We start from the raw sequence: 21,620 nt of genomic DNA, 5'->3' as shown, positions 1-21,620 counted from the left end.
TTATGGAAAAAAGAAATAACAGATACCATATTGATCTGAAAGAATTAGAATTAAAAGATGGCTCGATAGCCGGAAAGAATCTTTCTTTTGAGTTTGAAAACCATGATGATCTTTTTAAAATTTTCTATTTAATAAAAACTAAAAATCTATTTGAGGATGAAAAGATGTCTCTTGAATTTACACTAGGTTTGAAATTATTTACAGAAGTTTTAATTAAAAATAAAAATCACCCGCTGTTTGAAGGTTTAAGCCCGGCAATTTCAGAATTTATGAAAAAACTTAAAAATTATTAATTTAGATAGTAAAATATGAGCACAGAAAAAATAGGCTTTATCGGCTTGGGAAATATGGGACATCCAATGGCGAAAAATCTGGAAAAAGCGGGGTTTCCATTGACCGTTTACAACAGAACTGCGGAGAAAGCGGAAGAGTTTAAAGCTGATTCAAAAGTTGCTGATGATGTAAAAGAACTGGTAGAAAACAGTGATATCATTTTCACAATGCTGACCAATGATGAAGCGGCAAAGGATGTTTACAGACAGATTTTAGAACTGAATATTTCAGAAAAACTGTTCGTCGATATGAGTACCATCTCACCTGAAGCGAGTACAAAACTCGCAGATGCCGTTAAAATAAAAGAGGCTTCTTTCCTTGATGCTCCAGTTGCGGGAAGTACAAAACCAGCTGCCGAAGGAACTTTAATTTTCATGGTCGGTGGAGATGAGAATGATGTGGAAAGAGCAAAACCTTATTTAGAAAAGCTTGGGAAACAGATCAAACATTTAGGCAAAAACGGAAAAGGTCTGGCGGCAAAACTGTCGGTAAATTACTTTATTTCAACGCTTTATCAGGGTTTGGCAGAAACAATTCTGTTTTCAGATCATTTAGGAATTGAAAGAAAGGATATGTTGGAAATCATTAACGAAAGTGCAAGCGGAAGCGGTGCGACCAAAGTCAAAACACCTCTTTTGGTTGAAGACAATTATCAGCCTGCATTTTCTTTAGATTTAATGTTAAAAGATATTCTGCTGGCAAAAGATGCCGGTGCAGATTTTCCTCTGTCTCAAACTTTAATTGAAACTTATCAGTCCGCTCAAAACGATGGCTTCGGGAAAGACGATGTGATTGGAATTATCAATTATTTAAAAAAGAACCAAGGCCAGAAATAAATATTACATACTTAAGATAAGATAAATTTCTATCAGCCATCAACTAACATCCAGCATCCAACCAAAAACAAAAACTATGAAAGACTTCAAAATCTTATTCTTTTTCCTAAGACTACCAATCGCCATTTCGCTGGCGGGTCACGGCTTGGTACGAATTCCAAAACTGCAGGCTTTTACCGAAGGCATGGTAAAATCTATGGAGAAATCTGCAATTCCTGAAGTGTTGATTACACCTTTCGGATATCTGCTACCATTTTTAGAAGCGATTGTCGGAATAGCTTTGTTGATTGGTTTTAAACCTAAATTAACCATTTATGCATCACTTGCCTTAATGAGCATTTTGATTTTTGGAAGCAGTTCCGTTGAAAACTGGTCAGCCATTGAAGCACAGCTACTCCACTCACTGTATCTATTTGCACTTTTGTGGTTTTATTTAAAATACAGTTCAGAAGAACATCAACCCATAATATAACAATATGAAAGAAAGAATTTTAGAAGGCGAATTATGGACCGCCAAAAAAATTGAAAACAATTATATCGTCAGTATTAAAGATCAGTCGAGCATTGTGCAGGCTCTGAACGATTTTGTATTAAATCAGAACATCAAATCCGGTCAGGTCACCGGAATTGGCGCAGTAAGTGAAGCAACTCTCAGGTTTTTTGACTTTTCTACGAAAGAGTATGTAGACAAAAAGTTTGACGAACAAATGGAAGTGACCAATATCTCGGGCAACGTTTCTGTGGCTGAAAATAAGCCGCTCCTCCATTTACATATTACTTTGGGAAGGCAGGATTATTCGGCAATTGCAGGACATTTACAGGATGCAAAAATTCGCGGAGCCGGAGAATTCTTTTTCTATCCCATGGAAATTCCCGTTTTTAAAACTAAAAATGAGGATATCGGAATCAATCTATATGATTTTGAAAAGTCGGAAGATAAACCTTAATTTTGATGTATATTTCTCTGCATGTTTGATACTCTCATTTCTCATATTCAAAACAAAGTAAACTTAACCGACGAAGAAAAAACTGAATTACAGTCTTTCTTTTCGGTTAAAAAACTAAAGAAAAAACAGTTTCTTTTGAAAGAAGGAGACATTTGCACTCATCTTTCTTTTGTGAGTAAAGGTTTGCTTAAATCTTATTTTGTAGATGAAAAAGGAGGAGAAAACATTAATATGTTTGCTTTTGAAGGTTGGTGGATTTCAGATTTTAAAAGTTTTATCAGTCAGGAAAGGGCCGTCTTGAATATTGATGCCGTAGAAGAAACAGAACTGCTGATGATCAGTCTTGAAGATTACGAAAAACTGACGTTAGAAATTCCCTTGATGGACCGTTATTTCAGAATTTTATATCAGAACAGTTTGGTGACGAAGGATTATCGTTTAATAGCATCAAACAGTTATACCGCAGAAGAGAAATATTTGGAGTTTTCAAAGAAAAATCCTGAAATCATAAAAAGAATTCCGCACAATCTCATTGCCTCATTTTTAGGTTTAGCTCCGGAAACCGTCAGCAGAATCCGCAAGAAACTTCTTTTAAAAAAGCTGTAAGTTTGAACCTAAAACCTAAATCATAGAATTCTAAACCTTGAATTTTAAATCTTAAATTTTGAATTGAGTGAAACTCATGACCCAGATCAAGTGGTTTCGCCAATGATCACGGTAACTTTGTAGGAGAAATTTTACAAAATGGAAAACAATAAAAATATCGCCTTAGTTGTTGGTGCCACCGGAATTACCGGAAGCAACCTCGCCAACGAACTTATTTCACAAGGCTGGACAACCTACGGAATATCCAGAAATACCAATAACAATATAAGTGGATTAATTTCTGTAAAAGCAGACCTTCTGAACGTCAGTAGTCTGGAAACTGCCTTAGAAAACATCACTCCTACTCACGTATTTTTTACAACCTGGATGCGGAATGACACCGAAGAAGAAAACATCCGTGTCAACAGTGCTTTGGTAAGAAATCTTTTAAACGTTCTATCTGCTAAAAAATCAATACAGCACGTTGCTTTGGTTACAGGTTTAAAACATTACCTCGGACCGTTTGAAGCCTACGCAAAAGAAGGAAAACTTCCGGAAACGCCTTTGAGAGAAGAACAACCGCGACTTCCCCTTCCCAACTTTTATTACGCTCAGGAAGATGAAGTTTATACAGCGGCAGACAGAGATGGTTTCAGCTGGAGCATTCACAGACCGCATACGGTAATTGGTTATGCTGTGGGAAATGCCATGAATCTGGGAACGACTTTGGCAGTGTACGCAAGCATCTGCAAAGAGACTGGCAGAAAATTTATCTGGCCCGGTTCATCCGCACAATGGAATGGAATTTCGGATGTAACCGACGCAAGAATTTTAGCAAAACAGCTGGTTTGGGCATCTACAAGAGAATTTGCTAAAAACATAGCATTCAATATCACCAATGGAGATATTTTCCGCTGGAAATGGTTGTGGTACAGACTGGCAGCATATTTTGGCGTTGAAGCAATAGGTTTTGAAAACGAAATGAGACCTCTCGAAAAAGAGATGCAGAACGATCAGGAAATCTGGAGCAAAATTGTAGAGAAATATGATTTAAAAGAAGCGAATATCGAAAGATTATCTTCCGCATGGCACACCGATTTGGATTTAGGAAGGCCGCTCGAAGTAATGACCGACATGACCAACAGCCGAAAGGCAGGCTTCAGAGAATTTCAGAATACCGAAGAATCTTTCTTTGACTTATTTAAAAAATTAAAAGAAGAAAAGATTATTCCTTAAAATTTGAAGAAGAGTTGTTTTATAACAGCTCTTTTTTTTGTTTGATAAAATTTGTTCCTTTGTGAAAACAGACCCGTTGGTATTTTATGAAAAAATCTCAGGAAACCCGCTTAAATATTCTTCAGAAAGCTTTTGAACTGATTTACCAAAAAGGGTATCAGACAACAAGTGTTGATGAAATTATCGCTACAACGCAGGTTACGAAAGGTGCCTTTTATTATCACTTTAAAACCAAAGATGAGATGGGTCTGGCGATTCTCAATGAACTGATGATCCCCAATTTTAAAAATAATTTTATTCAGCCTTTTCAAACTGAGGGACATCCTCTGGACACGATTTATAATTTACTTCATTATTTACTGATTGAAAGTGAAGATTTAAAAGTGGAATACGGCTGTCCGGCCTCCAATTTCACTCAGGAAATGGCGCCGTGGAATATTGATTTTACAAAAGCTTTAAATAACCTCTCCATTAATTGGGAAAAAACAATGATCGATGCCATTGAAAAAGCTAAGAAGGAACAAGTTTTAAAATCTGACGTAAACGCGAAAGAGGTTGCTGTTTTTGTAATATCGGGATATTGGGGCGTACGGAATTTGGGTAAACTTGAAAATTCAAAATCTGTATATCTTATTTATTTAAAAGGCCTTAAGAATTATTTTGAAAGCCTGAAATAATTTTTTCTCTAAAAACATACTAATTAGTATGTTTTTGATTTATCTTTGTTGCATTGAAATTTAAAATAATGTATCAAACGCTTACATTTCTCCATTCCATATTTCGCTGGCTGGTTTTACTTAGTTTATTCTACTCTATTTTCAGAGCATATCAAGGTTACTTTTCTGATAAAATCTTTTCAAAAACAGACGATTCCGTCAGACACTGGACGGCGACCATTGCACATATTCAACTGGTTTTGGGTATCACCTTATATTCTCAAAGTCCCATTATCAAACATTTCTGGAAGAATTTCACCGAAGCCCGAGAATCTTTTGACTTATTTTTTTTCGGATTGATTCACATTTCACTGATGCTGATTTCCATTATTCTAATTACCATTGGTTCCTCCATTTCAAAAAGAAAGACCGATGACAGAGAGAAATTTAAGACAATATTAATTTACTTCGTTATCGCTTTAGTGATAATTTTCATCGCTATTCCGTGGCCATTTTCACCGCTTGCCAACAGACCTTATTTCAGATAATTATGATTGATTTATTTAAAACAAAAATCGGACGCCTGAGAATCATTGCCATTCTTGAAGGAATTTCGTTATTAACATTAGTATTTATCGCCGTCCCTTTAAAATATGGATTTGATAATCCCGCTTTCGTCAAAATGATGGGACCGATTCACGGTTCATTATTTCTGCTTTTTTTATTCAATACGTTAAGTGTTGGCGTCGAACAAAACTGGAAGTTTAAAGAAACAACCTGGAAAGTTCTTTTGGCTTGCATCATTCCGTTCGGAACATTCTATATCGATAAAAAAATCCTGAGCAAACTATGAAAAACCTTCTGATTTTCTGCGGAATCATTTTAATGATTTACATTGTTTACAGAGTCTACAAATACCAGACTTTGGACGATGGTTTAGACAAAATGATTAAAAACGGAGCCGTCATCCTAGATGTTCGCACTGAAAAAGAATTTGAGATGGGACACATTTCCGGTTCACAGAATATTTCTTTAGGAACAATCCGTGAAAGATATCATGAACTTGACCCTAATAAAACGTATATCACAGTTTGTTCTCACGGTTTGCGAAGTGTAAAAGTGGAATCTATTTTAAAGGAAAAAGGATTTAAAAAAGTATACAATGGCGGTGCGTGGAGTGATTTGCAGAAAAGTCTTGAACAAAATTAATTTGGTTAGGTTTTTGAATATTCAGAAACACACTAATCATCACACTTTTGAAACTCATCACATTCACAAACAAAGGTATTTACTGTCCGCAGGGTAAATTTTATATTGACCCGTGGCGACCTGTAGATTATGCGGTCATCACGCATGGACACGCCGACCACGCCCGTTGGGGAATGAAAAAATATCTGTGTCATCATTTCACAAAACCTATTTTACATCAAAGAATTTCTCCAGATATTGAATGTCAGACCTTGCAGTATGGCGAGGTTTTAGACATTAATGGTGTCAAACTTTCGATGCATCCAGCTGGCCACATCATTGGCTCGGCGCAGATTCGTTTGGAATATAAAGGTTATGTAAGCGTGATTTCGGGTGACTACAAAGTTCAGGATGATGGTTTGAGTACACCTTTTGAGTTGGTAAAATGTAACGAATTTGTGACGGAAAGTACATTCGGACTTCCCATTTACAACTGGCTGGAAGTTCCGGATTTAAATAAAAGACTGCAGAACTGGGTTTTAAGAAATCAGGAAAATCAGAAGACTTCTGTGTTCATCGGATATTCTTTGGGTAAAGCGCAAAGAATTATGAAAGCCGTAGAAGGAATGGGAAAAATCCACGTTCACTACTCGATTGGCAAACTGAATAAAGCCTTTGAAGAAGTCGGAATTGTGCTTCCGGATTATGAAGTTCCCGATTTCAGGGAAAGCATCAAACACGTTGCAGGCGACATTGTGATTGTTCCTCCGGCTTTGTTGGACAGCAATGTCATTAAGAAAATTCCTGATGCAGCAACCGCAATTTGCTCCGGTTGGATGCAGGTTCGCGGCGCCAGAAGGTGGCGTAGTATGGACGCCGGTTTTCCGATGAGTGACCACGCCGACTGGAAAGGATTATTGCAGGCCATCAAAGCAACTGAAGCAGAAATTGTTCACGTGACGCACGGACAAACCGAAGTTTTTTCTAAATATTTAAATGAATTGGGAATTAAATCTGATGTTGTGGAAACTTTGTATGGCGACGATGATGAAGAGGTAACTGAAAAAGAAGTTGTAAAAGATGATGATTGATTCTAAATAACCTTGACAAGGTTGATAGCAAACTTCAAAAACAGATATCACATTGAAAAATGTTGAATAGTTTTAATAGCTCCGTAGGAGCGAAATGTTTGTAGATTAAAGCAATAGTGCGAGAAGTTTGAGCTCCGTAGGAGCGGCACTCAAGAGTTAGTTTAAAACGTCGAATTGCTCGCAGCCCGACTCGAACGGAGCTCTTTTTGTGAGGAGGTACGACGAGCAAAAAAGCGGGAGTGGAAGGCATAAATGAGATGAAGCAAAGACTTTATCGAAATTTACGAACGAAGTTCAAAGCTGCCCAAATTAAACAAAAGATAAGCAATGAAAAATTTCGCAGAACTCATCAACGCCCTCGAAAGTACGAATAAAACCAACGCTAAAATCGATGCCATCATCGATTATCTTGAACGTGCACCTGATGATGATAAACTGTGGTTCATCGCCCTGTTTACGGGGAAAAGACCTAAGCGAAATGTCAACACCAACTATATGAAAGAATGGGCGTTGGAAATTACTCAACTGCCATTCTGGCTTTTTCAGGAAAGTTATTCCTCAGTCGGCGATTTGGGTGAAACGATATCGTTGATTCTTCCTCCTCCCACTGAAAAAATAGAGAAAACTTTATCTGAATGGATGAATGAAATCATCGGACTAAAAACGAAAACTGAAGCTGAGAAAAAAGAATTTGTTCTTAATTCCTGGAATGGTTTGGATTACACGGAACGGTTGATTTTCAACAAATTACTGGGTGGAAGTTTCAGAATTGGAGTTTCCTCAAAGACTTTAATTAATTCTCTTACGAAGTTTTCCGGACAGGAAGCGAGCACGTTGATGCACAGTCTGATGGGGAAATGGCAACTTGATGAAGTATCATTTCAGGAATTGATTTCGGCTGAAAATATCAATCCTGACAACTCAAAACCCTACCCTTTCTGTTTGGCTTATCCGCTTGAAAAAGAGCTGGAAGATTTGGGAAAACCTGAAGAATGGCTCATCGAATATAAATGGGACGGAATCCGTGGACAAATTATCAGACGAAACGGTGAAGTTTTTATCTGGTCGCGTGGTGAAGAGTTGGTCACCGAGCAGTTTCCTGAAATTGCCGAGACCGTGAAAGCGATGACAGGTAACTTTGTGATAGATGGAGAAATACTTGCGGTAATGGAAGGTAATGTGTTAAATTTTAATGAATTACAGAAACGTCTGAACCGTAAAACTTTAACTAAAAAAATGCTCGCCGAAATTCCCATTGAAGTTTTTGCATATGATATTTTGGAACTGGAAGGAACTGATTTAAGGGAAAAACCTATTTCTGCGAGAAGAGCAATGCTAGAGGAATTATTATTAAATGAAGAACCGGGAAACATTAAAATTTCTCAGGCAATTGATTTTGAAGACTGGAGCAAATTAGATTTAATCAGAGAAAATTCAAGGGAAATCAATAGTGAAGGCTTGATGCTGAAACAGAAAAATTCGCACTACCATTCCGGACGGAAGAAAGGCGACTGGTGGAAATGGAAAATCAGTCCGTTAACGATTGATGCAGTTTTGATTTACGCTCAAAAAGGTAGCGGACGACGAAGTGCGTACTACACCGATTACAGTTTTGCCGTGAAAAGTGGCGATAAATTGGTTACAATTGCAAAAGCATATTCCGGATTGACCGACAAGGAAATAATGGAAGTCAGCAAGTTTGTCAATAAAAATGCGATTGAAAAATTCGGCCCCGTGCGTACCGTAAAGCCTGAATTGGTTTTCGAGATTGCCTTCGAAGGAATTGGTTTCAGCAACCGTCACAAAAGCGGTGTGGCACTGCGTTTCCCACGGATTTTAAGATGGCGGAAAGATAAAACCGTGAACGATATTGATGATATTGAAGAGATTAAGAAATTGATACAGTAGATTTACTTTTATTATTAGTTTATTATTTTTTGTTTAGATATTTTTGTTAAAATTAATAATTATGAGTTTTAAAATTTTAGCAATTTAGACCATTAAAAAATTGTAAAGGCGCATTTCGTAAAAATTTAGAAGTTAATAGATTTTATAAATTTTATAATGATTACGAATTTTTTAATGAAGAAACAAAAATTGACAATTACGAAAATGAGATAGAAGTTTCAGATAAATCGATTACAGAAATTAAATGCAACGAATCAATTCCTGAAAATTTTTATGGAAACAAAATCAACATTTCAGCCGTAGTTGGAAAAAATGGTAGTGGTAAAAGTACTTTATTAGAGTTAATATATATAGCATTTTATAACTTATCCATTGAAACTGGTGTCATTAAAAAAAACGCTAAATTTTTCAAAATTTCTAATATTAATTTAGAGCTTTACTTTCTTTTAGAAAATAAAATTTATCAGATAATATTTTCTACTAAACCTACTCAAATTAAATGTTTTGAAAAAATTAATCAAAAGTTTGTTCTAATTGATGATGAAAAAAATCATTTAAAAGAATTACTAGATAAAAATTCATTCTTATATAATATTGTAATCAATTATTCTCTCTATGGTTTAAATTCAAAAGAAGTTGGAGATTGGATAGAATCTATTTTTCACAAAAACGATGGGTATCAAACTCCTATAGTTTTAAATCCAATGAGAACAGATGGAAATTTTGATATTAATACAGAAACTGATTTGGCAAAACAAAGATTTATAACAAATTTAGTTCTTAACGAAAGTTTATTATCCATTGGTACTCATAAAAGAATTTTGAATTTTACAATTGAGTTGAGACAATTCGAAAATGACGATTGGTTTTATATTGAAGATGTAGATTTTTCTCAATATTATGATGAACCTCATTTATATTTTAAAAATTACTTACTAAAATTCTTTTTCAAATATAATCGAGGTGATTTACACTTAACATATGATGGTATAAATGAAGTTCTAATTAATTATATTCTAAGAAAATTAATAAAAATTACTGAACAGTATGATTTTTATAAAAAATATAATATATACATAGAAGGTGACAAAATCACATATAAGGTAAATGACTCAAAGCATTTTTACAATCAACTAAATTCGGATAATAGTCACATTACTTTGAAACTAAAGCAAGCTTTAAATTTTCTATTTTTTAACAATTTACGAAATCAAAAACAAAATATCTTATTTACAAATTATTACGAAAAACAAACTTTTGTTGATAATAATTTTAAAGATTTTTTTGAAGAAGTAAATCAAAATGTAAAAAACAATATCGAATTTTTTAAAAATAAAAATAATTGTCAAGCAATATTTTTTTTACCTCCAGCAATCTTCACTAGTGATTTTATTTTAGATGGAGATTACCCATTTTCAGCTTTAAGTTCAGGAGAGAAGCAACGAATTTATAGTCTTAATTCAATATTATATCATTTGCTTAATTTAAATTCAGTCCATTTTAATACAAATGCAAAATACAAATATGAAAATTTAAATATAGTTCTTGATGAGATTGAACTTTACTATCATCCGGAAATGCAAATAAATTATGTGAAGGATTTAATCGATAATGTTAACCAACTAAACCTAGATAATATAAAAAATTTAAACTTTACCTTTATCACACATTCACCATTTATTTTGTCTGATATCCCGAAACAAAACGTATTGTTTCTAGAGGTTAATAAAAACCAAAAATCACAACCAAAAGATTATCAAATTAAGAACACATTTGCGGGTAATATTTCTGAACTTTTAGAAGATAGTTTTTTCTTGAAAGATGGATTAGTGGGTGCTTTCGCTAAGCAAAAAGTTGAAGAAACGATTGAATGGTTGATTGAAATGGAAAAAAAAATAAAAACTAAGAATTTCCAAGTGATTGCTGAACACATAGAATATTATAAAAAAATAATTAATCTTATTGATGAAACTGTAATATATTACAAATTGAAAGAAAAATTCTATGAACTTTTCCCAAGTGAATTCGAAGAAGACCAAAAAGAAAAAGAACTAAAAAAGTTAGCAGAAGAATTAGGATATAAAATTGAAAAACTATAATGATTTATTTAAAATTTAGCAAAAAAGCATTTGAATTTCATGCAGAAAAAATTCAAAATGTTTTTGATGAAATATTACATAAAGGCTATATAAAAAGAGGTAAACCATTAGCAAATATAAATTTGAATGTAGATTTTTTGGATTTTCTTAAAAATAACGCTCCAGATTTAATTTCAGGAAAACCAGATAAGTTATTAGAAATTAATGAGGAGTATGAAAAACTTATTCTAAATGATTTAGAAAAAAAATATATCAAAAATTTCTTTTTACAGACGGGTTATGAAGGTTTTCAAAAAAAATATGGAAAAGAGTTTTTAGATTTAATAGGAGTTGATACTTGCGTTTATTGTAATAGAAATTATACAATTAATATAACAAAGAATCATTCTAGAGCGGAACTTGACCATTGGTTTCCTAAAACCCAATTTCCTTTATTATCATTGTCATTTTATAATTTAGTACCAAGTTGCCATTCTTGCAATCATATAAAAGGAAATCCAAAAATTAATTGGGACAATGCGTTAAATGAATATATCCATCCCTATTTTAAAGAAAATAATGAGGGATTTAGTTTCGACTTTTTTTATAATAAAACTTTGGATAAATTAAATGTTGAAACTAGGAGTTTTAAAAAGAATATTAAAACAGATAAAACTCTCCAATTCAATAAAACAAAAGAGATTTATAATTCACATTCTGAAAAAGAATTAAGAGATTTAGTCAATCTAAGATACAAGTATTCAAAGAATTATATAAAAATACTTTCGGAAGATACTTTTGAAAACTTGAAAATTAGTAAAGATGAAATTTATAGAACAATTTTTGGAATAGAAATAAATGAAAATGATTTTCATAAAAGACCATTTAGTAAATTCAAAAAAGACATAATTGATAATCTTTTACGCATAGAGAAAAATCTTTTAGATTAATTTAAATACTAATAAAATCTTGAACCAATTCGAAAATACCAACGGCTTTAAAATCATTCAGAATTGGATGATGGAAAAGGGCAACGCGCCATTTAAATTTCAGGTCGATACCTGGAAGAAATTTGGCAGTGGCTACAGCGGTATGGTGGTAGCTCCGACGGGTTTTGGGAAAACTTTTTCGGTATTTTTAGCTTTGGTTTCAGATTTTCTAACGAATCCTGACAAGTACAAAAAAGGACTGAAGATGATTTGGATTACACCATTGCGTTCTCTTTCCAAGGACATCGCAAAAGCAATGCAGGAAGCAATTGACGAGATTGGTTTAGATTGGACAGTTGGCGTAAGAAACGGTGATACCGACCCGAAAGTCCGTCAGCAACAGGTAAAAAGTATGCCTGAAATTCTGGTGGTCACACCTGAAAGTCTCCATTTACTTTTAGGACAGAAAAATCATCAGCAATTCTTTACCAATATGCATTGCGTTGCGGTGGATGAGTGGCACGAATTGCTCGGTTCAAAAAGGGGCGTGATGGTTGAATTAGGGATTTCACAGCTCTTTCATTATGTTCCGAAACTTAAAATCTGGGGAATTACTGCAACCATCGGAAACCTCGAAGAAGCGCAGGATGTTTTGATTCCTTATGATATTAAGAAAACAAAAATTACGGCGAAAGAACTCAAGAAAATCGATATCATTTCGGTTTTTCCGGACGAAGTTGAACTATTGCCCTGGGCAGGGCATCTCGGACAAAAACTGGCGGATAAAGTGGTTCCTATTATTTTAGAATCCAAATCGACCATTGTTTTTACGAATACCCGTAGTCAGAGTGAAATGTGGTATCAGCTTTTGCTGAATGCCTACCCAGATTTTGCAGGACAAATCGCCATTCACCACAGTTCGATTGATGCGCATCTCAGAATTTGGATTGAAGAAAATTTAAGTTCAGGAAAATTAAAAGCGGTTGTTTCCACATCGTCCTTGGATTTGGGAATTGACTTTAAACCTGTTGATACAGTCATTCAAATTGGTTCTGCGAAAGGCGTTGCGAGATTTCTGCAACGTGCCGGACGAAGCGGCCACTCGCCTTTTGAGACCTCAAAAATTTTCTGCGTTCCCACCCACTCTCTGGAGCTGATTGAAGTAGCAGCTTTGAAAGAAGCTGTTAAACAAAAGGTTATCGAGCCACGTGAGCCGGTGGTTTTATGTTTCGATGTCCTGGTTCAGTTTCTGATGACTTTGGCGGTTGGCGATGGATTTTTACCGCACGAAGTTTACGAAAGAATTAAAAAAGTCTATACTTTTCAGGAAATCAGAGATGAGGAATGGAAAGCGATGATTGATTTCCTCACGATTGGTGGAAGTGCTTTAAAAAGCTATGAAGAGTATCACAAAGTGGTCGTGATGGAAGATGGTCTGCATAAAGTGACTTCCAGAAAAATCGCAATGCTCCACCGGATGAATATGGGTGCGATTGTCAGCGATGCGATGCTGAAAGTTAAATTTATTTCCGGCGGTTACATCGGGATGGTCGAGGAATATTTTATTTCAAGACTGAAAAAAGAAGAGAAATTTATTCTGGCCGGCCGGGTTTTGGAAGTGGCGATGATAAAAGATATGACGGTTTTCGTGCGGGCTTCCAAAGGAAAAGCGCAGGCTCCGAGCTATCTTGGTGGACGATTGCCTTTAAGTTCAAATCTGGGTCATTTTTTAAGAGAAAAATTGTCGGGAGCATTAAATCCAAAAGCTTCTGAAAAAGAACTGAAGTTTTTACATCCGCTTTTAGCTAATCAGGAAAAGCGGTCACATATACCGAGGGAAGATGAATTTTTGATTGAATTAATTAAAAACCGCGAAGGATATCATTTGTTTATGTACCCATTCGAAGGGCGTTTGGTGCACGAAGTGATGGCGGCTTTGATTGCCTACCGAATTTCCAAACTGGCTCCGATTTCTTTTTCGATGGCGATGAATGACTACGGTTTTGAACTGTTCAGCGACAAAGAAATTCCTGTGACTGAAGATAATTTAGATAGAATTCTGACCAGAGATAATCTGATGGTTGATGTAATTTCAAGTATCAATTCAGCAGAAATGGCAAGCCGTAAATTCAGAGATATTGCGGTGATTTCGGGAATGGTCGTGCAGAATTTCCCCGGACAGCAACGTTCGAATAAAGCTTTACAAAGTTCAGCCGGATTGATTTTTAAAGTTCTCGAAGATTACGACCCCAATCATTTTCTCGTGAGACAGGCTTATACGGAAGTTTTTAATATGCAGTTGCAGGAGCAAAGATTAGTGGAAGCTTTTAAAAGGATTGAAAAATCGAAGTTTGTACTGAAGGTCGCCAACGCCTTTACACCATTAAGTTTTCCGATTAAGGTTGACAGTTTGAGACAGACTTTAACAAGTGAAGATTTGGATTCAAGAATTCAAAAGCTGATTCAGCAGGCTAAAAAGATTAAGTAAATTAATTTAATTCAGTTTTTCGCAGATTATTTTTAGTATAACAGACAATATTTTGTCTAATATTTCATAAATTCTTTCTTTTTCTATACTTTTACTCAATCAAATTAAAATTAAGTTTTTGTGAATTTTTCTCAGGCCATTAAAATACTATTTTTTTCAGGCTGTTTTCTGCTACTGAGTGGAGTTATGCTCGGACAGAATAAAAACGCTGCAAAGGAACTCGACCGCAGACTGGATGAGAACGCAAAACTTTACCGCAATAATATTGATCAGGCTTTCCAGCAGCTTCCGGAACTTCTCAGACTTTCGAAAACTTTAAATGATGGAAAAGCTGAAATGAAAATCCTGGACAGAAAATGCAGGTATTTCTACAGTAAAAACCTCACAGACAGCCTTATTGTAGAGGCAGAAAAATTAAAGAAAGTATCAGCCAATCTTCAGGATTACTATTTCGAATCGATGGCTCACGTATACCTCGCCGAGACGTATTCCATCAACAATCTTCCTGACCTCGCCATCACAAATCTGAATAATGCCTACGAACTTCTGGAAAAAGCAGATCAGAAGAGTGAAAAGGTATTTTTTGCAAAAGCCAATGTACTGAGCAGTTTCGCCAACATTTATCTTGATAAAAAACAGCCCAAAGAAGCCGCGAAAAAGATTTTACAGGTTATTGAAAACGGAAATCAGATAGAAGATGAAGATAAAAGAAACGCTTTTCAGTACCTGAATTACTCAAATATTGCCAACATTTATCTTCAGGTTGATATCGATTCTGCCAAAATGTTCGCCGACAAATCTTTTGCTATACGGCCACAACAAGAAGCTGACAACCGGAATTTAATCACCAACTACACCGTTTTCGGAAATTATTTTGAAAAAAAAGAAGATTTTAAATCAGCAATCTACTATTTTCATAAAGCTCTGAAAATTAATAAATCCAACGGGACTGATCTGAATTTAAATGAGATATATCTTCCACTTCAGAGAATATATTCTGCATTAAATCAGAAAGACAGTGCTGAATTTTACCATACAAAAGCTGAGACTTATGATCTTAAAATCATGAACAGCAAATACAATTCTTTACAAAAAGTTTTAAGCAAAGAGAAAGATCAGCAAAATAAAAGCCCGATGTATTTCCTCTACATTACTTTAGGAATGGGGATTCTCAGTGCATTTGGGATCTATTATTTTACCAAAAAAAGAAAATCTGCACCAATTCATCTTGGTGAAACAAAACAGGAAAAAACAGGACCGTCAACCGAAATCATTCAACAGCTCATTGAACTTCTGGAAAAGAATGATCCTTCATTTCTCATCAATTTTGAAATTGCTTTCCCCGATTTCATTTCTAATCTTTCCAAAAAATATCCCGAACTGCAACCTTCTGAAAGGGAATTCTGTGCTATGCTAAAACTCAAATTAAGCACAAAAGAAATTGCTAAATATACCTTTATAGAAACGCGCACGGTTCAAAACAAAAAATACAGGCTTCGTAAAAAATTTGAGATCCCTCAAGAGGTAGATATCTACTATTACATCGATCAGATTTAATTATTAAATTAATAATTTTAAACAAGATTATTAATAATTATTTAATTAAAATAAAATCCACTTTAGCAAAATCTCATTCTGTATACTTTTTAACTTTTTCAATTTAATTTCAGATCACAGCCGTTTTTCTCTACCACAAGTGTGCTTTTAAGCGATAAAAGTACATGATGAGTATCTAAATTACTAATTCTCTCTTCTATAAATTCGGTTTTATTTTTTTCCTGTTTTAGATTTGTAACTACGAAAAGCAATCGAAAATTCATCTTTTATTCATTTAAATATTTAGAATTAATTCGATTATTTATTTAACAAAATTAAATTATTAAAACTATGATTATGAAATCTATTTTATTGAAAAAAAGAATTCTTACTACTGCGGTCTTCCTTTTAGGAATTACAGCAAACGCCCAGGGACAATGGGATAATGTAGGATCAAATGCCACTGTGTCTGCAGCAGGAGCAAGTTGGTTAAATTTACTGACAACGGGCGCCGGGAATTACTACTTATCTTATTATGATACCAGCGTAACAAAAGGGTCTGTGCAGCAGTTTGACGGCCAGTCGTGGTCTTATGTAGGCGGTTCACCTGGTGTAACAACGACGACAGCACTTTATGGATGTATGGCAATGGACAATTCTGGAAGCATATATTACAGTAATCAAGCCGGAGCTGGTGGAATGGAAATCAGAAAATTCAGTGCTGGAGCATGGTCTATGCTTCCTAATGCTGCGACTGCACAGATCAATTATCAGGCTTTAGCTGTTTCTTCGTCAGGTGATGTTTTTGCTCACCACTCGCTAAGCAATGGCACGGTTAAAAGATATAAAAACGGAGCATGGGAGCAAGTAGGGAATACCGGTTTTGCAGGTGGTTCTACTTATGTAAAAATGGTTGTTGGTACTGATGACTTCATTTATGTAGCACAGATAGTGAGTGGTTTGAAAGTTTATAAAATAAGTGTTAATGCCAACAGCACAGATACCTGGACTTTAGTTGGTGGTGTAAATGTAAGCACAGCATATTCATCAGATAATTCTTTCATTGATCTTGCTTTAGATAGTAACAACATACCATACGTTTCCTATGTTTCGGCAACTGGTGATGGCCGAAAGCTCAATGTGAAAAAGTTTGACGGTACAAATTGGGTGCAGGTTGGAGCAGCTAATTTTTCAGATTCAGTAGTTAATAACACCTCCATTGCCTTATCCAGTAATGGAACAGTTTATACAGCAGCAAGTATTTGGGATAGCTCAAATCCCAATCATGCAAAGAATCAGGTATACGCTCTCAATCCTGGTGCAACGGCTTGGAATAAATTGGGAGGTACCGTAATCTCTGATGGTGCATCTACGTTTAATGAGCTTGCAGTTGATACTAATAATAAAGTAGTGCTAGCCTATGTTGATAATGGTGTGAAAGTAAAGCGATTTGATACAGCCTTGCTTTCTGTAAAAGATGTAAAAAAATTAAATATTGAGATATATCCAAATCCTGTAACCGATTATATTTATGTAAAAGGTCAGGGTAAAATCTTATCAGCAGAAGTTTATAACACAGCAGGACAAATTATTAAGCCTAATTTCGATTCTGAAAAAGTAGATCTTTCAGGATTAAAGACTGGCTCTTATGTTCTGAAATTAAAGCTGAACGAAGGATCTGAATACACACAGAAAATTTTGAAGAAGTAAAGGAAAAAAAGCATTTTAAATACTTAATTTTTTGAATAGAATCCTGATTTTTTCAGGGTTCTGTTTTTGTTTAAACTAAAAATAAAAGTAATAAATTTGCAGCTTCAAATGAAAGTTTCTACAAAAGTAATTAAGATAAAAAATCAGAGTTTTATACTCACCAACCAGCGTGCGCTGTTTTGGGAAAACGAAAAAGCTTTGGTTCTCTCTGACCTTCACATCGGGAAAACCGCACATTTCCGAAAAAACGGAATTGCCCTTGCCAATCAGGTTTTTGAAAGCGATCTTCAGCGCTTATCCGTTTTAATTGAATATTTTAAGCCTGAAAAATTTATTGTTGTAGGAGATCTTCTGCATGCAGGAAATAATTCTGAAGTGGAAGAATTTTGCAGCTGGAAAGATCAATTTCCTAATTTAAAATTTTATTTGATTGAAGGAAACCATGACAGAATTTCAAAAGCTTTGGACAAAAAACTATGTCTTGACTTTAAAGCTGAAAAATATGAATCAGATGATTTTCTTTTCATTCATGATTTTGACAGAAAGCAGGAAAAGTTTCAGATTTCGGGTCATATTCATCCGGGATATGTGATTAATTCAGCAGTAAAAAGAATTAAACTTCCATGTTTTGTAGTGACAGAAAATCAGCTTTTGCTTCCGGCATTCAGCGAGTTTACAGGTCTGGATACAAAAAATCTCCCAAAAAATGGAAGATTCTATGTTTTTACGGATGCCGAAATTTATGAGATTTAAATCTTACAACTCGTCAAACCATTTATAAATATCTACATCTGAAGCGATGTTCAGTTTTTTTCTGATTCTGTTTTTCCTGTTCTGTATGGCTTTTGGAGTAACAAAAGTGTAAAGAGCAATTTCCTTAGTGCTAAAATCAAGTTTAAGGTAAACACAGAAAATCAATTCAGATTTTTTCAAATCCGGATTAATCTGTTTAAGGTTATCAAAAAATGTAGGAAATACAGATCTGCAGGTATTCAGCAATCTGGCAGAATTATTCTTGGCAAGGCCAACGATTTCATTATTATCTGTGAAAATATTTTTCTTACTTTTAGAAATATTTAAATTTTTGTCGTTCATATTTAAAAATAGCACCACGAATTCCGTGGTTTAAATAAAAGCTTTTAAAATGTAGTTACCTGTAATTTTTCTTTTTTTTAAAGTTTTTCTTACAATTATTCAAATATATTATTGTTATTCGTTTAGTTTTTATGATTGAAATCACAGTAGTTTCGGTGTAAAAAGAAAAGATTTTACAATGAAATCATACTGTGTGGTATCTGTGTGGTACTATATTAATTCACGGATGAAAAAAAAACTTTTTTCTTTACATTTTTAAAGTTCACAGTAGACAAAACCGCTTAATTACACATGATTTCTGAAGATCTCCTGCTTTCATTCGGAGCCGAATACAAATCTTATGACCATGACGACAGAATTTTCTCGGAAAATGAAGTTGCCAATTATTTTTATCACATCACCGAAGGAAAAGTAAAACTAAACAATTATATAGAAAACGGAAAAGAATTTATTCACGGTATAGTTGCAGAAAACAGCAACATCGGAACTTCTTATCTTTTTACAGAAAAAAAGTACAGCATCAACAGTATTGCAATAAATGACGTTACTGTTTTAAGACTTCCAAAAGTATCATTTCTGGAATTATTGAATACAAATCAGAACATCTATCCTTTCCTGATGAGCCATCTGTCAGAATACATGCATTATCAGTTTGTGATGATGCAGACGATTGCCGTCCAGAGTCCGGAGAAAAAAATTAAGGCGTTTCTTGATTATCTTAAAAACAATGAAAAAGATCAGTCAGAATTTTCCCTTCAGATACAGCTTACAAGGCAACAATTAGCTTCCATTACAGGTCTCAGCGTAGAAACTGTAATTAGAGCAATAAAGATTATGGAGAAAAATGGCGTTTTAGAAATTCAGAATCGAAAGATTTTCTACTGAATCAATAATAGATTTTCCTTGAATCAATTTTCAGGAAGTTTTCTCTTTCAAGTTTTTTGGCGGTACGGATCACCGTTTCTACTCTAAGACCTATCAGATCAGCAATTTGCTGGCGTGTAAGTTTTACCAGAAACGAAAACTTGTCATCATCTTTATGAAAGCTTTTCAGATAATCCAAAAGACCCAAAATTCTTTTTTCAGGAAGTGATGAAGCCAAATTCTGAATCATTGCAGTTTTGAAATACAGCCTTTGAGAAAGACATTTATTGGTATCCACAGATAGATCTGGGTACTCTTTAATTAACCTAAAAAAATCATCTTTTTTAAGCTTAATAATCTGGCAGTCAGTTAATGCAACAGCATTGATATTGTAATTTTTGTGTAAAAACAGAAAAGAATCACCAAAACTCTGGTCTGTACCCAAAATGTTCTGAATAAATTCGCTCCCCAACTCGTTATAATTATTCTCTTTTATGCTTCCCTCTATAATCTGATAATAGAAGGCTGGCTTTTCATCTTCTCTAAAGATAAATTCGTTCTGTTTGTAAGATTTTATTTCACCACCATAAGACAGAAGAAGATCTTCTTCTATTTTCATGCAGCTCAGTGTTTTAGCTACTGGAAGATTATCAGCCATAAAAGGAATAATTATTTAAACTAATTTACAAATTTTGTATTAAAATAAAAAACAATTCTACTCTTTTTAAAGAATAGAATTGCAATTATTAAATAACGAAACAAACTTTTATTTCATAGAATCTTTCCTCATATTTGAGGTGCTTGCTGAGTCTGCAGTCATGTTTCCGGTGTCCTGAGGCATCGGGTTTACAGGAGCAGCCATTGGATCGGTAGCAGTAGAATCAGACATGTTTGTCGTGTTGTTTTCTACCTCTTTTTTTTCTTTACAGCTTAAGGTAAATGCAGCGATTGCCGCTACTAAAAAGTACTTTTTCATAAAATTTGATTTAAATGTGATTGTGAATTCGCAGGCTAAAATATAAAGATCGTTAAAAACAGATTATGATTATAATCATGTAAGCACGCAAATTTTGAAATTTTATTAATTAATATACTGATATTGAATAAATAATATATTTTTTGTGTAAATTTCAAAATAATTTGCAAAAAGTGGTCGGCTTTTTGAATTGCTAAATTAAATCACACACTTAAAATATTAATATTATGTCTACAGAAAACCTCATGCGTGAAGACGCAATTAAAAAAATCAAAGAACTATCCGAATCGGCTAAAATCTGTATGTTCTGTACAGAACTGGGAAAGATTCCCGGTAATTCCCGGCCAATGGGTCTGCAGGAAACCGACGATTCTGGAAATCTGTGGTTCATCAGCAGTGACACAAGCAACAAAAATTTCGAGATCAAGGATGATAACCGCGTGATGCTTTACTTCATGAATAATTCAAATTCTGAATATTTATCCATTTACGGAGAAGCATTCGTTTATAAAGACCGTTCTACCATCGAGGACAAATGGTCTCCAATAGCCAATGCCTGGTTTGACGGGAAAGATGATCCTACGGTTTCCATCATCAGAGTAGAGCCAAAAGATACCTATTACTGGGACACAAAGGCCGGCAAGCTGGTAAGTCTCCTGAGCTTTGTAGCTGCAGCAGTGAGCGGGAAGAAAAGCGACAATTCCGACGGAGTTGAAGGGAAAGCCACAATTTGATTCAATACTGTTTAAATTTAAAACTTTAGATCATGATGTTTGAAGATAATCCAAAGCCCGTTGTACAGGAAGCAACGGTTTTAAGCAGTAAATCTGTAGTTTCACAAATTATCAGTTTCGGGGCAGATAAATCTTTTGTTCTCAATTCTTTACAGAGAATGAAAAGCAGTACTGTCTGCGAAATCAGAAAAAAGTTAATTGATAATTTTATATCAGAATATCTTGCAAATTTCTCGGGATTTGTCGAGAATCAGGGTTTTGATACATTTTCAGAAAACTACAGAATTTCGCCGGTTTACGCCAAACAGTCTTATGAAAAGGTTTTAAAAGAACAGGAATATCTCAACAGAATTATGCTGGGATTAAATGGAGAATAATCAGATCACAATAATTTAAAATAAAACAGCCCAAAAAATTTCAATTTTTGGGT

General features: G+C 34.4%; 24 protein-coding genes. 21 read left to right on the top strand and 3 right to left on the bottom strand.

The window, feature by feature from the left end; genetic code table 11:
* Positions 1 to 2 precede the first annotated feature (2 nt).
* The 18 genes from IC610_RS02985 (at position 3) to pdeM (ending at position 18,274) form a co-directional block, all read left to right on the top strand.
* Positions 3 to 293 (top strand): DUF3861 domain-containing protein, encoded by a 291-nt coding sequence (locus IC610_RS02985; protein WP_191735167.1) that lies wholly within the window; start codon positions 3 to 5, stop codon positions 291 to 293.
* 15 nt (positions 294 to 308) lie between these two features.
* Positions 309 to 1,169, top strand: coding sequence for an NAD(P)-dependent oxidoreductase (locus tag IC610_RS02980; RefSeq protein ID WP_191735166.1), 861 nt, complete (start codon positions 309 to 311; stop codon positions 1,167 to 1,169).
* 76 nt (positions 1,170 to 1,245) lie between these two features.
* On the top strand, positions 1,246 to 1,641 hold the full coding sequence (locus IC610_RS02975) for a MauE/DoxX family redox-associated membrane protein (RefSeq protein WP_191735165.1): 396 nt from the start codon (positions 1,246 to 1,248) through the stop codon (positions 1,639 to 1,641).
* A gap of 4 nt (positions 1,642 to 1,645) precedes the next feature.
* On the top strand, positions 1,646 to 2,116 hold the full coding sequence (locus IC610_RS02970) for a PPC domain-containing DNA-binding protein (protein ID WP_191735164.1): 471 nt from the start codon (positions 1,646 to 1,648) through the stop codon (positions 2,114 to 2,116).
* 21 nt (positions 2,117 to 2,137) lie between these two features.
* Positions 2,138 to 2,722 (top strand): Crp/Fnr family transcriptional regulator, encoded by a 585-nt coding sequence (locus IC610_RS02965; protein ID WP_191735163.1) that lies wholly within the window; start codon positions 2,138 to 2,140, stop codon positions 2,720 to 2,722.
* Between the two features lie 138 nt (positions 2,723 to 2,860).
* Positions 2,861 to 3,937: an SDR family oxidoreductase gene (locus IC610_RS02960; RefSeq protein WP_191735162.1), complete on the top strand. Its 1,077-nt coding sequence runs from the start codon at positions 2,861 to 2,863 to the stop codon at positions 3,935 to 3,937.
* Positions 3,938 to 4,023: 86 nt separating this feature from the next.
* Entirely contained in the window at positions 4,024 to 4,614 is a 591-nt protein-coding gene (locus tag IC610_RS02955) for a TetR/AcrR family transcriptional regulator (protein ID WP_191735161.1), read from the top strand.
* Between the two features lie 68 nt (positions 4,615 to 4,682).
* On the top strand, positions 4,683 to 5,141 hold the full coding sequence (locus tag IC610_RS02950) for a hypothetical protein (RefSeq protein WP_191735160.1): 459 nt from the start codon (positions 4,683 to 4,685) through the stop codon (positions 5,139 to 5,141).
* Between the two features lie 2 nt (positions 5,142 to 5,143).
* A complete protein-coding gene (locus IC610_RS02945) occupies positions 5,144 to 5,446 on the top strand; it encodes a DUF3817 domain-containing protein (RefSeq protein ID WP_191735159.1) in 303 nt (100 codons plus the stop codon).
* Complete coding sequence (locus tag IC610_RS02940) at positions 5,443 to 5,802, top strand: rhodanese-like domain-containing protein (RefSeq protein ID WP_191735158.1); 360 nt, start codon at positions 5,443 to 5,445, stop codon at positions 5,800 to 5,802. Before IC610_RS02945 ends, IC610_RS02940 begins: the two co-directional genes overlap by 4 nt.
* Positions 5,803 to 5,849: 47 nt before the next feature.
* The gene (locus IC610_RS02935; RefSeq protein WP_034979735.1) at positions 5,850 to 6,872 is read left to right on the top strand and encodes a ligase-associated DNA damage response exonuclease; all 1,023 of its coding nucleotides are present in this window, start codon (positions 5,850 to 5,852) and stop codon (positions 6,870 to 6,872) included.
* A gap of 327 nt (positions 6,873 to 7,199) precedes the next feature.
* Entirely contained in the window at positions 7,200 to 8,780 is a 1,581-nt protein-coding gene (locus IC610_RS02930) for an ATP-dependent DNA ligase (RefSeq protein WP_191735157.1), read from the top strand.
* 704 nt (positions 8,781 to 9,484) lie between these two features.
* Positions 9,485 to 10,879 (top strand): hypothetical protein, encoded by a 1,395-nt coding sequence (locus tag IC610_RS02925; RefSeq protein WP_228462845.1) that lies wholly within the window; start codon positions 9,485 to 9,487, stop codon positions 10,877 to 10,879.
* Positions 10,879 to 11,808, top strand: a complete 930-nt coding sequence (locus IC610_RS02920) for an HNH endonuclease (protein WP_191735156.1) — start codon at positions 10,879 to 10,881, stop codon at positions 11,806 to 11,808. The genes IC610_RS02925 and IC610_RS02920 overlap by 1 nt, the downstream gene beginning before the upstream one ends.
* Before the next feature lie 67 nt (positions 11,809 to 11,875).
* The gene (locus IC610_RS02915) at positions 11,876 to 14,275 is read left to right on the top strand and encodes a ligase-associated DNA damage response DEXH box helicase (RefSeq protein ID WP_191736187.1); all 2,400 of its coding nucleotides are present in this window, start codon (positions 11,876 to 11,878) and stop codon (positions 14,273 to 14,275) included.
* A gap of 120 nt (positions 14,276 to 14,395) precedes the next feature.
* On the top strand, positions 14,396 to 15,832 hold the full coding sequence (locus IC610_RS02910; RefSeq protein WP_191735155.1) for a tetratricopeptide repeat protein: 1,437 nt from the start codon (positions 14,396 to 14,398) through the stop codon (positions 15,830 to 15,832).
* 336 nt (positions 15,833 to 16,168) lie between these two features.
* A complete protein-coding gene (locus IC610_RS02905; protein WP_191735154.1) occupies positions 16,169 to 17,521 on the top strand; it encodes a T9SS type A sorting domain-containing protein in 1,353 nt (450 codons plus the stop codon).
* A gap of 108 nt (positions 17,522 to 17,629) precedes the next feature.
* Positions 17,630 to 18,274 (top strand): ligase-associated DNA damage response endonuclease PdeM, encoded by a 645-nt coding sequence (gene pdeM / locus IC610_RS02900; protein ID WP_191735153.1) that lies wholly within the window; start codon positions 17,630 to 17,632, stop codon positions 18,272 to 18,274.
* Between the two features lie 3 nt (positions 18,275 to 18,277).
* Here the strand turns inward: pdeM and IC610_RS02895 are convergent, their stop codons facing one another.
* Positions 18,278 to 18,616 carry a helix-turn-helix transcriptional regulator gene (locus IC610_RS02895; RefSeq protein ID WP_191735152.1) on the bottom strand — a complete coding sequence of 113 codons (339 nt, stop codon included), beginning with the start codon at positions 18,614 to 18,616 and terminating at the stop codon, positions 18,278 to 18,280.
* Positions 18,617 to 18,907: 291 nt separating this feature from the next.
* On the opposite strand from IC610_RS02895, the gene IC610_RS02890 reads away from it, so the two are divergent.
* Positions 18,908 to 19,501, top strand: a complete 594-nt coding sequence (locus IC610_RS02890) for a Crp/Fnr family transcriptional regulator (protein WP_191735151.1) — start codon at positions 18,908 to 18,910, stop codon at positions 19,499 to 19,501.
* A gap of 1 nt (position 19,502) precedes the next feature.
* On the opposite strand, the gene IC610_RS02885 is transcribed toward IC610_RS02890, so the two are convergent.
* Both IC610_RS02885 and IC610_RS02880 read right to left on the bottom strand, forming a co-directional pair.
* Positions 19,503 to 20,099, bottom strand: coding sequence for a Crp/Fnr family transcriptional regulator (locus IC610_RS02885; protein WP_191735150.1), 597 nt, complete (start codon positions 20,097 to 20,099; stop codon positions 19,503 to 19,505).
* Positions 20,100 to 20,246: 147 nt separating this feature from the next.
* Positions 20,247 to 20,456, bottom strand: a complete 210-nt coding sequence (locus IC610_RS02880; protein ID WP_056079308.1) for a hypothetical protein — start codon at positions 20,454 to 20,456, stop codon at positions 20,247 to 20,249.
* Between the two features lie 227 nt (positions 20,457 to 20,683).
* Here IC610_RS02880 and IC610_RS02875 point away from each other — a divergent pair, with 227 nt between their 5' ends.
* Together IC610_RS02875 and IC610_RS02870 are read left to right on the top strand one after the other, a co-directional pair.
* On the top strand, positions 20,684 to 21,190 hold the full coding sequence (locus tag IC610_RS02875; protein ID WP_191735149.1) for a pyridoxamine 5'-phosphate oxidase family protein: 507 nt from the start codon (positions 20,684 to 20,686) through the stop codon (positions 21,188 to 21,190).
* A gap of 32 nt (positions 21,191 to 21,222) precedes the next feature.
* Positions 21,223 to 21,567, top strand: a complete 345-nt coding sequence (locus IC610_RS02870) for a hypothetical protein (protein ID WP_191735148.1) — start codon at positions 21,223 to 21,225, stop codon at positions 21,565 to 21,567.
* Positions 21,568 to 21,620: the final 53 nt, after the last annotated feature.

The sequence above is a fragment of the Chryseobacterium caseinilyticum genome, assembly GCF_014837145.1.
Lineage (GTDB): Bacteria > Bacteroidota > Bacteroidia > Flavobacteriales > Weeksellaceae > Chryseobacterium > Chryseobacterium caseinilyticum.
Note: the sequence above shows the minus strand (reverse complement) of the source record. Positions and strands in the feature narration are given on the sequence as shown.

Excerpts from the sequence above, each read along its gene's own strand:
- IC610_RS02895 (WP_191735152.1), bottom strand. The coding sequence starts at position 18,616 with ATGAACGACAAAAATTTAAATATTTCTAAAAGTAAGAAAAATATTTTC.
- IC610_RS02965 (WP_191735163.1), top strand. The coding sequence starts at position 2,138 with ATGTTTGATACTCTCATTTCTCATATTCAAAACAAAGTAAACTTAACC.
- IC610_RS02870 (WP_191735148.1), top strand. The coding sequence starts at position 21,223 with ATGATGTTTGAAGATAATCCAAAGCCCGTTGTACAGGAAGCAACGGTT.
- IC610_RS02940 (WP_191735158.1), top strand. The coding sequence starts at position 5,443 with ATGAAAAACCTTCTGATTTTCTGCGGAATCATTTTAATGATTTACATT.
- IC610_RS02890 (WP_191735151.1), top strand. The coding sequence starts at position 18,908 with ATGATTTCTGAAGATCTCCTGCTTTCATTCGGAGCCGAATACAAATCT.
- IC610_RS02905 (WP_191735154.1), top strand. The coding sequence starts at position 16,169 with ATGAAATCTATTTTATTGAAAAAAAGAATTCTTACTACTGCGGTCTTC.
- IC610_RS02970 (WP_191735164.1), top strand. The coding sequence starts at position 1,646 with ATGAAAGAAAGAATTTTAGAAGGCGAATTATGGACCGCCAAAAAAATT.
- IC610_RS02915 (WP_191736187.1), top strand. The coding sequence starts at position 11,876 with ATGATGGAAAAGGGCAACGCGCCATTTAAATTTCAGGTCGATACCTGG.
- pdeM (WP_191735153.1), top strand. The coding sequence starts at position 17,630 with ATGAAAGTTTCTACAAAAGTAATTAAGATAAAAAATCAGAGTTTTATA.
- IC610_RS02960 (WP_191735162.1), top strand. The coding sequence starts at position 2,861 with ATGGAAAACAATAAAAATATCGCCTTAGTTGTTGGTGCCACCGGAATT.
- IC610_RS02975 (WP_191735165.1), top strand. The coding sequence starts at position 1,246 with ATGAAAGACTTCAAAATCTTATTCTTTTTCCTAAGACTACCAATCGCC.
- IC610_RS02885 (WP_191735150.1), bottom strand. The coding sequence starts at position 20,099 with ATGAAAATAGAAGAAGATCTTCTTCTGTCTTATGGTGGTGAAATAAAA.
- IC610_RS02980 (WP_191735166.1), top strand. The coding sequence starts at position 309 with ATGAGCACAGAAAAAATAGGCTTTATCGGCTTGGGAAATATGGGACAT.
- IC610_RS02920 (WP_191735156.1), top strand. The coding sequence starts at position 10,879 with ATGATTTATTTAAAATTTAGCAAAAAAGCATTTGAATTTCATGCAGAA.
- IC610_RS02875 (WP_191735149.1), top strand. The coding sequence starts at position 20,684 with ATGTCTACAGAAAACCTCATGCGTGAAGACGCAATTAAAAAAATCAAA.
- IC610_RS02925 (WP_228462845.1), top strand. The coding sequence starts at position 9,485 with ATGAGAACAGATGGAAATTTTGATATTAATACAGAAACTGATTTGGCA.
- IC610_RS02930 (WP_191735157.1), top strand. The coding sequence starts at position 7,200 with ATGAAAAATTTCGCAGAACTCATCAACGCCCTCGAAAGTACGAATAAA.
- IC610_RS02945 (WP_191735159.1), top strand. The coding sequence starts at position 5,144 with ATGATTGATTTATTTAAAACAAAAATCGGACGCCTGAGAATCATTGCC.
- IC610_RS02955 (WP_191735161.1), top strand. The coding sequence starts at position 4,024 with ATGAAAAAATCTCAGGAAACCCGCTTAAATATTCTTCAGAAAGCTTTT.
- IC610_RS02950 (WP_191735160.1), top strand. The coding sequence starts at position 4,683 with ATGTATCAAACGCTTACATTTCTCCATTCCATATTTCGCTGGCTGGTT.
- IC610_RS02985 (WP_191735167.1), top strand. The coding sequence starts at position 3 with ATGGAAAAAAGAAATAACAGATACCATATTGATCTGAAAGAATTAGAA.
- IC610_RS02880 (WP_056079308.1), bottom strand. The coding sequence starts at position 20,456 with ATGAAAAAGTACTTTTTAGTAGCGGCAATCGCTGCATTTACCTTAAGC.